Annotated in this window: 12 protein-coding genes; 1 reads left to right on the plus strand and 11 read right to left on the minus strand. The window is 61.6% G+C overall.

The window, feature by feature from the left end:
- Positions 1 to 3 precede the first annotated feature (3 nt).
- The 4 genes from ACFE70_RS00845 to ACFE70_RS00860 form a co-directional block, all read right to left on the minus strand.
- Positions 4 to 3,918, minus strand: coding sequence for a hypothetical protein (locus ACFE70_RS00845; protein ID WP_375415804.1), 3,915 nt, complete (start codon positions 3,916 to 3,918; stop codon positions 4 to 6).
- Between the two features lie 163 nt (positions 3,919 to 4,081).
- A complete protein-coding gene (locus ACFE70_RS00850; RefSeq protein ID WP_375415805.1) occupies positions 4,082 to 5,563 on the minus strand; it encodes a hypothetical protein in 1,482 nt (493 codons plus the stop codon).
- 155 nt (positions 5,564 to 5,718) lie between these two features.
- On the minus strand, positions 5,719 to 6,174 hold the full coding sequence (locus ACFE70_RS00855; RefSeq protein ID WP_375415806.1) for a hypothetical protein: 456 nt from the start codon (positions 6,172 to 6,174) through the stop codon (positions 5,719 to 5,721).
- An 81-nt stretch (positions 6,175 to 6,255) separates the two neighbouring features.
- Positions 6,256 to 7,608: a hypothetical protein gene (locus ACFE70_RS00860; RefSeq protein ID WP_375415807.1), complete on the minus strand. Its 1,353-nt coding sequence runs from the start codon at positions 7,606 to 7,608 to the stop codon at positions 6,256 to 6,258.
- Positions 7,609 to 7,775: 167 nt separating this feature from the next.
- Between ACFE70_RS00860 and ACFE70_RS00865 the strand changes: the two genes are divergently transcribed.
- Positions 7,776 to 8,420 (plus strand): DUF6624 domain-containing protein, encoded by a 645-nt coding sequence (locus ACFE70_RS00865; protein WP_375415808.1) that lies wholly within the window; start codon positions 7,776 to 7,778, stop codon positions 8,418 to 8,420.
- A gap of 399 nt (positions 8,421 to 8,819) precedes the next feature.
- Here ACFE70_RS00865 and tsf read toward each other — a convergent pair whose 3' ends face one another.
- The 7 genes from tsf to ACFE70_RS00900 form a co-directional block, all read right to left on the minus strand.
- Positions 8,820 to 9,656 carry a translation elongation factor Ts gene (gene tsf, locus ACFE70_RS00870; protein ID WP_375415809.1) on the minus strand — a complete coding sequence of 279 codons (837 nt, stop codon included), beginning with the start codon at positions 9,654 to 9,656 and terminating at the stop codon, positions 8,820 to 8,822.
- 191 nt (positions 9,657 to 9,847) lie between these two features.
- Positions 9,848 to 10,621: a 30S ribosomal protein S2 gene (gene rpsB / locus ACFE70_RS00875; RefSeq protein ID WP_375415810.1), complete on the minus strand. Its 774-nt coding sequence runs from the start codon at positions 10,619 to 10,621 to the stop codon at positions 9,848 to 9,850.
- A gap of 21 nt (positions 10,622 to 10,642) precedes the next feature.
- Positions 10,643 to 11,029 carry a 30S ribosomal protein S9 gene (gene rpsI / locus ACFE70_RS00880; protein ID WP_375415811.1) on the minus strand — a complete coding sequence of 129 codons (387 nt, stop codon included), beginning with the start codon at positions 11,027 to 11,029 and terminating at the stop codon, positions 10,643 to 10,645.
- A 37-nt stretch (positions 11,030 to 11,066) separates the two neighbouring features.
- Entirely contained in the window at positions 11,067 to 11,519 is a 453-nt protein-coding gene (gene rplM / locus ACFE70_RS00885; RefSeq protein WP_375415812.1) for a 50S ribosomal protein L13, read from the minus strand.
- Positions 11,520 to 11,657: 138 nt separating this feature from the next.
- Entirely contained in the window at positions 11,658 to 12,371 is a 714-nt protein-coding gene (locus tag ACFE70_RS00890; RefSeq protein ID WP_375415813.1) for an RluA family pseudouridine synthase, read from the minus strand.
- 90 nt (positions 12,372 to 12,461) lie between these two features.
- Positions 12,462 to 13,526, minus strand: coding sequence for a sensor histidine kinase (locus ACFE70_RS00895; RefSeq protein ID WP_375415814.1), 1,065 nt, complete (start codon positions 13,524 to 13,526; stop codon positions 12,462 to 12,464).
- A 181-nt stretch (positions 13,527 to 13,707) separates the two neighbouring features.
- A complete protein-coding gene (locus ACFE70_RS00900; RefSeq protein WP_375415815.1) occupies positions 13,708 to 14,403 on the minus strand; it encodes a response regulator transcription factor in 696 nt (231 codons plus the stop codon).
- Positions 14,404 to 14,470: the final 67 nt, after the last annotated feature.

A 14,470-nucleotide genomic window follows, 5' to 3' on the forward strand; every position in this document is an offset into this window, starting at 1 on the left:
GGCTTATTTAGGTTGCGCGGCATAGTAGCGGCGGAAAAGCTCCCGGCCCAGCTGAAACAGCGCGTCGCGGAAAGGGAAGAAAAACAGGGTTTCGGGGAGCTTGTCCTCAGGCTTGGCGCCGGCGCTCAGCAGCTGGTTGAGGCCCGCGTTGAGGCTGTCCTTGAGTTGGCCGTCGAGGTAGTTGTACACAAAATCCGGGTCCAGCTCCACGTTCAAATCATCCCACAGCTCCCGCACGCCGGGCGAGTCGTGGGTGATGAAGCGGGTCAGGCGGCGGGCATTGGCCAGCACGTCCTCGCGCAAGCTCACGGCCTCGCCCAGCGTGATGAGGCCAGTCGGTGCGGCGGCATTGGCCGCCGACGGGGGGGTAGGGGCCACGGGAGCCGGCTCCAAAACTGGCACTGGCGCCGGAGCGGCTGCCGCCGAAGCTCCGCCCGCACCCTCAACCGGCGCGCTGCCCCAGCCGATGCTGCCCAAGTCGGGGAAGCCATCTGCTTCGGCCGGCGCCGGGTCCGGCATGGCGGGGGGGGTAGGGACGAAAGTCGGCGCCGAAGTTGGGGCGGATACATTCGCGGCGGCTACCGACGGCGGCAAAAACTCCGGCGTGGCGGTGCTCACGACGGGCGAGGGCACCGGATTGCCAGCCGCCAGCGCCACAACGGCCGGCGCTGGCGTTACGGCCGGCGCCGGGGCGGCGGTTGCCGGAGCATTAGCCCCGTCGGGCGTCCAGGCGCCGGCCAGCACGAACTCCGGCGGCGAGGCCAGCCGGCCGCCGCCGCTCAGCTTCCAGAGTACGGCGCCGTTGGCCGTGGCTTCCTTGGGCTGCGAAACCAACGTCAGGCGGAAGTCGCGCGGGGCCGCCGCACCGGCCGCGAACTCCAGCACCAGCCGCGCCAGCTGGGTCAGAGCCGACAAATCAGCGTTCAAATCCAGCAGCCGCAGATACATGCTGCCCTTGCCCGAAAAGCACAGGTGCCGCGGCACCGCCACGCCCCTGGCCCGGCACACCTGTCCGACGTGGTACACGACGGCCGCGAAGTGCAGCAACAGCACCACGCGCAGATACTTGGCCCCGCGCAGCTCCCGCGTAAACTCCAGCTGCTTGTCAAACCCGAAGAGCAGGCTCACCACGTCGGCCGAGCCAGCCTTGCTTTGCAGGGCTGATTTGACCACCTCGCGGGCTGCGAAGGCTTCCTGGCTGATGGGCTTATTGGCCGTGCGGCTCACGTAGTAGTAGAGCATCCCGTTTTGCTGGCGGGCGCCGCCGGCCGCGCCATCGCCCCAGAGCACCTCGCCGGCAAAGCGGAACGAGAGCGAGGCTTCGGGCTGCCGGCCGCGCAAGAGCAGCACGTCCGTGGTACCGCCGCCGATGTCGATGTTGACCACGTTGTCGTAGTCGTTGGGCACGATGCCGCCGTCGGTGCGCGGGTCGGTGAGATAGAGGTAGGGCGCCCACGACTCCGTGATATCGGCCAGCCGGGCGCCGGGCGCGGCCCCAAACACGCGCTCAAACTCCGACTGCCATACGTCCTCGAACAGCCGCCGCCCAATCGGCTTCATGCTCAGGGGTCGCGACCAGACCACTTGCGTCAGGCTCACATCGCCCTCATTCAGCGCCACTTTGTGCTTAATCATCAGCAGCAACTCGCGCACGAAGGCCCGGATGCGCTCCTCGCCGGCCGCCCGGTTGCTGCCCTCGGTGTCCCACTTGAGGTTGGTCTGGTAGCGGCCTTTTTCGGGTTGATTGTAGAGCGCCCCGTCGCGGCTCATGTGGAAGCCGATGTTGATGGAGCCAAACAGCATGGGGTCGCCCTCGCTCACGAAGGCCGGCGACTCGCAGGTCGCCGTGCGAATCGGGAAGGCCACGTCGGCGCCCTCAGCTCCGACGAAGGCGGGCACGAACTCGCGGTTGCGAATTGTATCGGCCAACGGCATCGAGCCCAGGCTGTTGACGCCGTAGCGCTTGGCCAGGCTGTAGTCGGCCGAGAGCAGCGGCCGGTTCAGGGTCACGACTTGCAGCTCCTTTTCCTTGCTGATGTTAAACGGCTGCGGTTCGGCCCGCTCGGCCGTGGCGAAGCTCACGTGGGTGTTCGTGGTACCAAAATCGACCGCAAACGTGTAGCGTCCGGCCCCGCCAACGGCCGTTTGCCAGCGCGGCACGAGCAGGCCGTTCACGGCCGAGCCGGCCGGCGCGAACCCGCCCAGCGGCGAGGCCACTTCCACGAAGTCGAAGGGCGTGCCGAGCACCTCGTAGTAGGTGCTGGCCGGCTCGCCGGGGTTGCGGCCCTGGCGCGCGTGCGTGCGCACGCCGCGGGTGCTGCCGCCCGCCAGCGGCCCCAGTTCCTGCGAGCCCACAAAAAACCGCAGCCGGGCCAGGTCAGCGCCCTCGTTCTGGTCCAGCAGCTCGACGTAGTACTCGCTGTTGAAGCCCGGCTGGGAGCTGTTCGGAAATTTATAAAACGGAAATACGCTCACGTTGACGCGGGCGCTGACCCGGCCGCCGACGTAGGGCGTCTTGGCGTTGTCGCTGGGCGCGGCGGCCACGGGCTGGTCGGCGCTGGCACCGGGGCCGGGCCGGTAATAGTAGCGCCGCTCGTACACCACTTCGCGAGCGCTCTGCACCGGCAAGGTGAGCTGCACCAGCACGTGGTTGTCGAATACAGTCAGGCGCAGGTAGCGGTCGAGGTCTTCGGGGCGGAAGTAGTCGAAATAGCGCTTCTTGAGCGGCAGCAGAAACCGGAACGGCCGGTCCTCGGCGCGCGCGCCCGGCTCGGCCTGCACCGTGCCGAAGTAGAACCGCTCGGTATTGACCGCAAACGGCACTTCGATGAGCTGGTCTTCCAACAAGTCATTGACCGTCAAGAAGGGATACAGCACGCCCAGCCCTTCGAGCCGGCGCTCTTCCGGCGGCTGGGGGTAGGACCATCTAATCACGGTCTGGTCGGTGCCCGGCGTGCCGCCGAAGTAGTTGCTGCGCCGCAAATCCAGCCCCGGCAAGAGTGCCAGCGGCGTTTTGCCCAGCTGCGGCACCGTAGCCGCCAGAAACCAGTCGGAGCTAATCGGCTGCTGCGCCTCCGCCAAATGCCGCAGCACCACGCCCCGAATCTGCACCGCGTTGCCCTGCGCATCGCGCAGTGGTTCATACGGCTGATTGAACGCGGCTTCGGTCAGCTTCTGCTCGGCCAGCGCGTTGATGCGCGGGTTGTCAAGCGTGGTGAGCAGCCCGTACACGGCGCCCGCAAAATCAGCCTCGCGCAAGGTCGGCTGCACCGTGAACAGACCATAGACGTAGTCCTGAAAAGCGGCGCTGCGGCTGCCCAGCGGCACTACCTGCGCGTCGAAATAGAAGCCCGCGCCGCCCTTGCGCTGGGTGTTCAGCGGCTGAATTTCAGGGTGCACGAAAACGAGCGTGAACGGCGAGGTGCCGCCCAGCAGCTGCGTGGTGCGCGGCCCGCCGCCGGGCGCCTGCCGGTCGGCAAAAATCAAATACAGCGAATCGACATCCCGGAAATGCTCATCGGCTAGGTACAAGGCCAGCGTGTCGCCGAGCAGCTTCACCCGCAGGTCAGAGCTGCCCTGCATGAGCGCCAGCTGCTCCTGTTTCTGCCAGGCCACGAACCGCAGCTGGTACTCGTCGGTCGGCTTGGAGTAGAAGAGTAGCTCCAGCATGTCCCAGCACTGCGACACGAGCCGGTGATACAGCGAGGTGCCCTGCGGCTGCTGGCGCACGAACTTAAAGGCCGTTTCCAGCAGATGGAGCCGCCCGAAGGGGGTAGGGATGGCCGTGGCCGTGCGCCGCGAGGTGCCCGCCGCCGGGTCCGCAATCCGCTCGGCTTCGAGGGCCGTGAGCTGGTTGGATTCCTGCCAGCCGCGCAGGTTGGCGTTACCGCGTTCGAGCAGTTGAAGGATGTTGCTCATTTATAGTTGGTTGCTGATTATAAATTCATCTGTCATGCTGAGCTTGCGAAGCATCTTATCACGTGAGAACGACGCAGTAACCATCTGTTCTGGTATCGTTCCTCGGCGAGAGGATGCTTCGCAAGCTCAGCATGACAGTCTTTGAAGTAATGTCTCCTACCTCCTAAAACCCCGGCACCTTCTCCGTCACTACCTCGTGCATCACGTCGCTGAAAGCCCGAATAAATTCGCCCGGCGCCTCGGCGTCCGTCACTTTGCGCAGCTGCTTGTCCAGCCGCTCCCGCACGTAGCTGCGGCTGATAACATCGGAGTTAAAAAAGCCTTTTTTCGCCTCCTGCCCGACCACAATCTTGTCGAAATCGGCCTCACCCAGCCGGAACGGCGCGAAGCGGCGCGCGTTGCCTTGCAGCTCGCGCAGCCAGGCCGAGAAGCTAATGGGCTGGCCTTCGGGCGAGTTATAGTCGAACAAAAACCGGCGCAAGTCGCGGTAGAAGGCGCCCGTCTGCCAGGCCGATTTCAGGCCGATGTTCTTGGCGTACACCGCGTCGTCGGTATCGGGAAAGTGGTGTTCGAGCCAGGTGGCGAAAAACTCAAACTCGGTGAGCGCGGCGCCGATGAGCGGCCGGGTTTGGCCGGGGTCGAAGCTCTGGAACTGCACGTCCTGGTCGTCGCGCTCCAGACCGTACTCGTAGTAGTGCGTGTCCTGGAGCAGCGTGGCGGCCGGGTGGCGCATGAAATCGAACACGGCCAGCGCGCCCACTACTTCCACGAAGTGGGCGTCGTTGCGCTGCTGGCCTCCGCCTTCGCGGTTTTCCTGCTGCTTTTTGGCCTGGTCGCCCACGTAGTAGAGCGCGTTTAAGCCCGGCAGATTGCGTTGGTAGTAAGCCAGCGCGGCTTTGGTTTTGGTGATGAACGTGTTCGAGTCGATGGCGCTGGTCTCGTCGCTCTTCAGGTCGAAGTAGGGCAGCACCGTCAGGGCGCCCATCGGCGCGGCGTTCAGGCGGTCCTGCTTGGGCAGCTTGCCGGCGGGGTTGCGCAGGTTTTTGAGCAAGAGCGGAAAGCCCGCCGCGCCCGTGCCGCCGAAGATAGACGAGATGAAGAACACCCGGTCGTCGGGCCCGAAGCCGTTGGCAAAAAAGTCGATTTCCGGCGAAGTCGAAAGCTGGTTCAGGACCACGCTACCCACGTTCGGACTGCCCTTGAAACCCACTTTCAGGTTCTCATCAAGATTCTTCTTGTCGAAGAGCAAATCAACCAGGTGGCGGCTTTCCACGGGTAGGGCGTGGTAGTGCAGGTAGTCGCGCAGCGGCTCGTCCATGCCCGAGAAATTATACTCAAACGTCTCCTTCACCCGCGGGTCGCGCACCTGCCCGCTCGTGCTCGCCAGCGAGGCCAGCGTGGCAACTTCGGTATGGAAAAACTGGCCGGCCTCCGGCGCCGGCTGCAACTGGCTGCGCAGGCGCTGGTAGGTCTTGAGCAGCTCAATGGTGCGCTGCTTGTCACCGTTGAGCGCGTCGGGGTCGATGAGGATGGGCACCACGCGGTCGCAGTTCTGCATCTCAACGCCGGCTGCCAGCAGCATGGTCAGCGAGCGGATGACGCGGGCGCCGGTGCCGCCGATGCCGAAAACATATAAGGTTGCCATAGGCTAGAGTTTGAAAAAAAGAACGTCATGCTGAGCTTGCGAAGCATTTTATCACGTGTGAACGACGCAGTAACTAATTGTTCTGGCTTCGTTCGGCAGCGAGAGGATGCTTCGCAGGCTCAGCATGACAGACGGGGGTAGGGATTCCACAAAATCTAATTCGGCCAGCGCACCGGCGTGGTGCGCGCGCTCACCGATAAGCTCTTCACGGCAAAGGAAAGCAGCACGTAAAACAAGACCGCGACCAGCGCATTCGTCGCCGTGAAGCCCCACAGGTAGCGCTTCAGCGTGGCCGCCTGCCCGGTCGTCAGCTCCTCGCCGGTCTGCGCCAGTTGGTCGGTGACAGCGGCGGCGGCCTGCTGCCAGGCCACGACGGCGCCCAATACGGCCGTGAGCAGCAGCACCAGCGCCCAGTGCCGGGTTTTAAACCAGGAAGTGGTCAGCGCGCGGTTCAGCACCACATAAAAGACCAGCGCCATTGCCAGCGCCAAAAACAGCGTGCTCAGCCCCACGCCCGGAAAAATGCTCTGCCGGTACACCGGAATCAGGCTGGCCGGGTCGGGGTTGCCCAGAAAGGTTTGGTAGAGGGCCGAGAAGAAATTTTGCAGCATTGTACGCTTCGCTTAATGAAGAATTAGGAATGAAGAAGGAGGAATTGCGCCCTGCGAAACACTGCGTGAAATGACGTCTGCTCAGTCGTGGCGCACCGTCAGCGGCACGTCGAATACCGCCGCATTCGCCGCCGGCTGCCCCGCAAAATAGTCACGCACGCCGGTCAATACTTCCGTCAGCAAGAACGTTTTCGCCCCCTGACTGACAATGCGGCTGTCGTTGGTGGTCGAGTAGCCCGCCACCCAGGTCGGCATCGGCGGCGCCAAGGTGAAGCGCAGCGTCTGCGGCTTGCTGCCCGGCAACCGGCTCAACCCAACCTGCGCGAAGTGCGAGTACGCCCGGCCGGCCGGCGGCACGGCCGGCCCGGCGCCTACCCCCCAGGTTTTGAGCAGGCGCGCATCGGTGTTGGTAGCGTCGAGCTGGAGCTGCGGCGCCTTGAAATTTTGCTGCACCGCCAGCGGCAGGTTCTTCAAATCGAAGCCCACCGTGAGCTGCGCGGGGGCCGTTTTCGACAGCTCCGTGAAGCTCACGCCCGTGGCCTTGCCGCCATCTGGGCCCGGCTCGGCATACCACTGGCCCTGGCTCTGGTAGCCGGTTACGACGCCGTGAGGGGGGGTAGGGAAATGCAGGTTGAAGTGCGCCTGCGGCTGGCCGTCGAGCCGGCTGAGCAGGTTAGTATCAACTTGCCGCACCAGCTCCGGCGCGCCCAGCACCCAGATGTAGTAGGGCAGGCGGGCGCCCTTCAGCAGCTGCGGCGCCGTGCGGTTGCCGGGGAAAAACTTGTCGCTGAACTCGGATACATTCGCGAAAACCGACACCGCCAGCTGCGCCGGGTCGGGCGCGGTGCGCAGGGCGTCCTTCACGTCGGTCTTCACCCGGAACACCTGCCGCGAATCCTGCGGGCCGTAAATAAAATCGGAGATGATGACGCTCACCGTGCCGGGCTTCTGGGCGTGCAGGCGCAGCACCTGGCGCAGCATTTCGGGCATCTCGGTGCCCGTGGCCGACTTTTTCATCCCTACCCCCACGGTTTGCGTCAGTTCGTCGTAGGTCGTTGGCATCAGCCCGCCCGGCGCCTGCGGAGTGGGTTGGCCCACGAAATAATAGGCCGGCTGCGCGCCTGGCGTGGCATTCACATCGGAGAGCAGCCCGGTCACGGTTTGCTGAAACTGGCTGCCCGGCTCGCCCGGCCGGTTGGGCTTCATAAAGCCGCGCATCCCGGTCGAGATGTCCACGAACACGTTGAGCTGGCGCAGGCCGGCGGGCGCGGTTTTGTCGGCGGCGGCGCCGCTGGGCGCCGGGGCGTCGGCGGCGTTGGCTTTCGCGGCGGCGCGCTGTTCGGCCTGCTTCTCGCCGGGGGCAGTGCAGTTGGTCAGGCCTAGAGCTAATCCGCTGGCCAGCAGCAGCCCAAAGTGTCCGAAATTTCCTCTCATAAGCTCAATAAATCAACCGCGAAGCCAGTTAAACGAAGAAGCGCCGCAAACTAGTCAATTGCCCAGCTTAATCAGGCAGTTGGGCCTATAAGCTACTAAGCCACCGGCGCGACCCCAGTACATTTACGCCCACCGCTGGCCCGCCGCAAACGCCATTCCCTACCCCCATGTTGCGCCTGAACCCCCTCCGACTGGCCTTCACCGCCACTCTCTTCGCCGGGAGCCTGAGTGCCCAGGCCCAAACCAGTGCCCCACTTTATCCGAAGCTGAGCAAAACGCTCGACAGTCTCGCCGCCGTCGACCAGCGCCCCATGCAGCAAATGATGCAGGGCCCGCAGCCCGATAGCGTCATGAAACGCCTCGTGGCCGAACAGCCGCTCAACTTTGCCCGGCACCAGCCCATCCTGGAGGCTATTGTGAAGAAATACGGCTATCCCGGCTTCCGGCAAGTCGGCGAGAAAAGCTCCAATAACTTCTGGCTGCTCGTACAGCACGCCGACGCCTACCCCCTCTTCCAGCGCCAAGTCCTGAAGCTCATGCTAGTTGAGGTACAGCGCAAAAACGCCAGCCCCCGCAACTACGCCTACCTCACCGACCGCATCGCCGAAAACTCCGGCCAGCTCCAGGAGTACGGCACGCAAGTCAAGTACGAAGGTCCCGGCATTGGCAAAGCTGCCCCGCGTTCCCTGCGCGACCCGAAAAACGTGAACAAGCGCCGCGCCGCCATCGGCATGGAAACGCTGGAAGACTATCTGAAAACAAGCGACGCCCTGCACGAGCAGATGAACGTGGCGAAGCCGAAGAACTTCTAATAGTAGAAGCAATGATAATGCGTTACATAACAGCAAGAAGAATCATCTTGAGTTTTATAATGATAGGTTGCCTTTTACTAGCTCTACGGCTGCGTAATCACAATCTGGCTGTGCGATACTTGGCTAATTGTAAAAAAGTTGAAGTAGGCATGACAGTTCAACAAGCAGAGTGGATTATGGGTGACGAGGACGGCTCCGGTCATCAAATTTCTAAGGATGGCCTAATAGAATATAACACTCCTCTCTTTGCCCGGACGGGCACTATTATTTCTTTCAACCCAAAAACTGGTATTGTAACAGAGGTAATTTGCGGAGACCAAGTTTGGAAGGGATTGAACAATTAAAAAGCCCGCTAGCATAATGCCAGCGGGCTTTCCCATTCTAAAAGCATACTGAAGCTTACGCCCCAATCGCCACGCGCTTGAAGTCTGAAACGGTCAGGCCTTTCGACTTCTTGTCCAGCAACTGCGCGATGGTCACGGAGTTGTCTTTTACGAACTCTTGGTTGAGCAACGTCTGGTCTTTGTAGAACTTGTTGAGCTTGCCCTGGGCGATTTTCTCCAGCATGGCTTCGGGCTTCCCTTCGGCGCGGGCCTGCTCCTTGCCGATTTCAATCTCACGCTCCACGGTGCCGGCGTCCACGCCGTCCTTGTCCACGGCGACGGGCTTCATGGCTACGATTTGCATCGCCACGTCGCGGCCTACTTCGGCCGTATCAGCGCCGCCCACGTTCTTCAGGCCCACAAGCACGCCTTTTTTCTGGTCGGAGTGGATGTAGGAAGCCACTTTCTCGGCCGTCAGCGTGGCGTAGGTCACATCGAGCTTCTCGCCGATTTTGCCCATCAGGTCGGTGATGTGGTCCTGCACAGTCAGGCCATCGGACTCTTTCGCGCTGAGCAAGTCTTCCTTGGTGCCGGCATTGGTGCGCACGGCGGCGTCCAGAATCTGCTGAGCTAATTCGCGAAAATTGGCGACTTTGGCCACCGATTCGGTTTCGCAAGCCAGGGCAACGAGCTTGCCGCTGGTCTCATCGTCGCTCAGGCTCACGAGCACCAGACCTTCCGAGGTCTCATTCTCAGCGCGCTTATCAGCGATTTTCTGGCCCTGCTTGCGCAGGATGTCGCGGGCGGCTTCGAAGTCGCCGTCGGCTTCCACGAGGGCTTTTTTGCAATCCATCATGCCCGCGCCAGTCATGGAGCGGAGCTTGTTTACGTCTGCGGCGGTAATGGCGGCCATACAAGTAGCGCGGACTTTGTAGTCCGCGAATTAGGTGAAAAGTAGCGCGGAAACTATAGTCCGCGATTTGAATGATTTTTTTGAATACTCGCGGACTACAAAGTCCGCGCTACACCTCGCTATAGAAAAAGGGAACCCCCGGAGCCAACGGCCGCGCGAAGGTTCCCTTCTTTCAAAAGGCAAAAAGAAGCTTACTCAGCGGTATCAGCGGCCGTTTTCTCAGCAATGGCTGCCTCATCGGCTTCCTTGCGGTCGGCATCTTCCTTGTCCACCTTGCGCTCCGACATGCCATCCTCGATGGCCTTGCTAATAACGCCCACAATCAGCTGAATCGACTTCGAAGCGTCGTCGTTGGCCGGAATCGGGAATTGCACCAGCTCGGGGTTCGAGTTCGTGTCGCACATAGCGAACACCGGAATGCCCAGCTTCTGCGCTTCTTTCACGGCGATGTGCTCGCGCTTCACGTCCACCACAAACAGGGCGGCGGGCAGGCGGCTCAGGTCGGCGATGCCACCGAGCACGCGGTCGAGCTTCTCCCGCTCGCGCGACATCATCAGCTTCTCGCGCTTGGCCAAAGCGGCGTAGGCGGTGTTTTCCTTCACCATCTTGTCAATGGTGCTCATTTTCTTGAGCGACTTACGCACCGTGGCGAAGTTGGTCAGCATCCCGCCGAGCCACCGGTCGGTCACGTAAGGCATTTTCAGCCGCACGGCCTCCGTGGTCACGATTTCCTGCGCCTGCTTCTTAGTGGCCACGAACATGACTTTGCGGCCGCTCTTGGCGATGTTACGGATGGCTTGCGCCGCGTAATCAAGCGAAACCAGCGTCTTGTTCAGGTCAATAATGTGGATGCCGTTCTTCTCCATGAAGATGTACGGCGCCATTTTAGGGTCCCACTTGCGCGTGAGGTGGCCGAAGTGGGCACCCGCGTCAAGGAGTTCTTTATAGGTGGTGGACTGAGCCATAATAGATTGCGATGCTGGAGTTTAGCGTTTGGAGAACTGGAATGAGCGGCGGGCCTTGCGCTTGCCGAATTTCTTGCGTTCCACCATGCGCGGGTCGCGGGTCAGGAAGCCTTCTTTCTTGAGCGCGGGCCGGGTTTCGGCGTTGTCGCTCACGAGGGCTTTGGTGATGGCGAGGCGAATGGCTTCGGCCTGCGCCGAGATGCCGCCGCCGTGCACGTTCACCTTAATGTCGTACTGCCCGATTTGCTCCAGAATCGCAAGGGGTTGGTTCACGACGTTCTCCAGCAGCTCGTTGCTGAAGTACGATTTCATGTCCCGGTCATTGATAGTGATATTCCCTTGCCCGGCCTGCATGTAGATGCGGGCCACCGAGGTTTTTCTTCTACCAGAGGTGTTAGTAATTGCCATTAGTTGGAAAATAGAAAAAACGCAGACCGATTTCGGCCTACAGGTTGGTCAGTTCAATTGCTTTGGGCTGCTGCGCCTCGTGCGGATGCTCGGTGCCGGCATACACGTAGAGGTTGCGGTACTGAGCCGCGCCGAGCTTGTTGCCCTGCAACATTCCGCGCACAGCGTGCTCAATCACGCGGGTCGAGTCGCGGTTCATGTGCTCGCGCAGGGTGCGCTGCTTCTGGCCGCCGGGGTAGCCCGAGTGGGTGATGTAGACCTTATCGGTCATCTTCTTGCCCGTCACGCGCAGCTTGTCGGCGTTCAGCACGATGACGTGGTCGCCGCAGTCGGCGTTAGGGGTGAACGACGGCTTGTGCTTGCCGCGCAGAATGTTGGCAATCTGGCTGCACACGCGGCCCAGGGGCGCAACGCTGGCATCCACGATAACCCACTGCTTTTGCGCGTTGGCTTTGTTGACGGCTTGCGTCTTAAAGCTCAGATGGTCCATGACGGGAAGGCTAAACGGTTGAAAATGAAGGCCGGGCCAAGGTCAGCTCCGGGAAAAACGGACACAAAGGTAAGCTTTTATCGGCAGAATGCCAAGCTACACCTTGAAGTTGTGCCTGATAGCGAATAGTTTCCGTCGCTACGCATACTGCCGCAACGTCTCGACCAGCACCCGGAAATCCTTGGGGTAGGGCGCTTCCATAGTTATTTCCTCACCATCCAATCCGGTGAAGCTCAGCCGCAGCGCGTGCAAGGCGAAACGCTTAATGAAGGGTTGCTCCTCCTCGCCCTCCTTCAGATTAAACCGCTTCTTCAACGATGACAGATAGAAGTCCTCGCCGCCATAAAGCCCGTCGCCGATGATGGGCGCCTGCAAATACATCAGGTGCAGCCGTATCTGGTGCATCCGGCCCGTGACAGGCTCGGCCAGAACCAGCGCGTGCTTAGCGAAGGTGTCGAGGGTTGTGAAATAGGTTTCGGCGGGCTTGCCGTTGTAGGCCAGGCGGGCCTTGCCGCGGGTCGTGTTCTCGATGTTGCGGTTGACCAGCTGATGCTCTAGTTGCGGCGTGCCCCACACCACGGCGTGGTACTGCTTTTTCACCTCGCGATTCTCGAATTGCATAGCCAGGTGCCGGTAGGCAGCCGGGTTTTTGGCTAAGGCCAGCACGCCGCTCGTGTCACGGTCGAGGCGGTGGCCGACCTGAATGTCGTCGTAGTGCTGGCGAGCCAGGCCCAGCAGGTTCACCGCGCCGCCTACCCGCTCGTCGAGCGTGGGCAGGAACGGCGGCTTGCTGACGACTACGTAGTCGTCGTTTTCGAACAGAATCAGGTCGGGAAAGGCGAGGGGCTTCATATTGCCCACGAAGGTAGGGGTAGGGACGTGGGCTGTTCAACGACGGTTCCCGCAGAAGGCGCAGAAGAAACGCAGAGGTCCGCGACGTGCCTACTGCGCTTTCGGCCGTGGTAGCTTAAACTCCAGCGTGGTGCCCTGGCCCAGCTCACTGCGCACCCGAATCGTCGATTTGTGTGCCTCAATGATGTGCTTGCTAATCGCCAGCCCCAGCCCGGAGCCACCTGATTCGCGCGAGCGGCTCTTGTCAATGCGGTAGAACCGCTCGAAGATGCGGTTCAAATGCTCCTGCGCGATGCCGGCGCCGTCGTCGCGCACGGCTAGGCGCACGGCGCTTTTGCTTTCCACCAGCGACACGACTACGTGGCCATGTTCGCGGCCGTACTTGATGGCGTTATCAATCAAATTGACTAGCACCTGCCGGATGCGGTTGCGGTCGGCGAGCACGGGCAGGCCAGGGTCAGACAACTCGGCCAGGGTAGGGGGAAACAGCTCCAGGCGCACATCGCGGCGGGCGGCTTGCTGCTCCAGCAGCTCAAAAATCTCGCGTACCAGCGTCACGAGGTCGAAGCGCTGGCGGCGCATTCGTACTACGCCCTTTTCGAGTTGCGAGATGGTGACCAAATCCTGCACCAGCGCATCGAGCGCGTCGAGGCTGACGGCGGCTTTTTGCAAAAACTTGCGCCGCATTACCGGGTCCGATTCGCCCTCCTCGTCCTCATCCAGGATGGTGTGCACGAAGCCTTGCGCGGCGAAAATCGGCGTTTTCAGCTCGTGCGATACGTCGGCCAGAAACTCGCGGCGCAGGACTTGCAGCCGCTTCAGCTCCTCTAATTCCTGTTGGCGCCGCTCGGCCATCTGCAAAATTTCGTCGCGCACCCGCTTGATGGGTTCGGAGCGAAATAAGAACTTGTTGCTCAACCGCTTAAACTCCTTGCGCTTGATGTGCTCCAGGCCGGCGTAAATGCCGTTGATTTCCTGAAATATCAGCGCCTCAAACGAGAGATATACCAGCAAAAAACACCCCGCTACGGTGATGCCCACCGCCAGCACCGCCTCCCGAAACGGCAGCGTCGGCACGATGATGGCGGTCGTCGTGAGCACTCCCGCTACCAGCAGTGCAATCAGGATTGCGACGGTGCGCGACGAGAGGTTCATTTAGGCAGTGAGCAGAAGCAGATACAAAGGAACGTCATGCTTCCTCTAGCGTCCGCTTGCCGAAGCATCTCGCGGGCAGCACTAATCGATGATGCTTTAACGATTAGACTACTTTCCCTGGCGAGATGCCTCGGCAAGCGGACGCTAGAGGAAGCATGACGTTCTTTAATTCCCTACCCCCTCAATCCGCGTTAAACTTATACCCTACCCCCTTTATCGTCTGGATGTGGTGCTCGCCCACCTTCTCGCGCACCTTGCGCACGTGCACGTCCACGGTGCGGGCCAGCACAAAAACGTCGTTGCCCCAGATGTTTTGCAGTAGTTCCTCGCGGTTGAATACCTTGTGCGGGGAGGCGGCCAGGAAAGCTAGCAGCTCAAATTCCTTTTTGGGCAAGGTGATTTTGCGGCCCTCTTGGTACACGGCGTAGCCGGTGCGGTCGATGCGCAGGCCGTTGATTTCAATGGCATCGATGGCGGCGTGCGGGTCCTGCTCGCGGCGCTTGACGGCGGCCAGCCGGCCCAGCAGCGCCCGCGGCTTAATGGGCTTGGCGATAAAGTCGTCGGCACCGGCCTCAAAGGCGGCGACTTCCGAAAACTCCTCGGCTCGCGCCGTCAGAAACATGATGTACGTGTCCTTGAACTTGGGCTGCTCGCGCAACTGCCGGCAGGTGGCAATGCCGTCGAGGTGGGGCATCATCACGTCGAGCAGGATGATGTCGGGGCCGAAATCAGGGGCGATTTCAAGGGCCCGGCGGCCGTCGGGAGCGGAGGCCGTCAGGTAGCCTTCTCTTTTCAGATTATACTCCAGCAACTCCACAATGTCGGGGTCGTCGTCGACGACGAGAATCTTGTAAGCGTTGGGTTTGGGCGTTGCCACGGCGCGAGGGGGGTAGGAAAAGGTACGGTCCTGCTTACGCAAAAGTACCGGGTGAGCCAGGGCGGGC

This window comes from uncultured Hymenobacter sp. (genome assembly GCF_964243305.1).
Taxonomy (GTDB): Bacteria; Bacteroidota; Bacteroidia; order Cytophagales; family Hymenobacteraceae; genus Hymenobacter.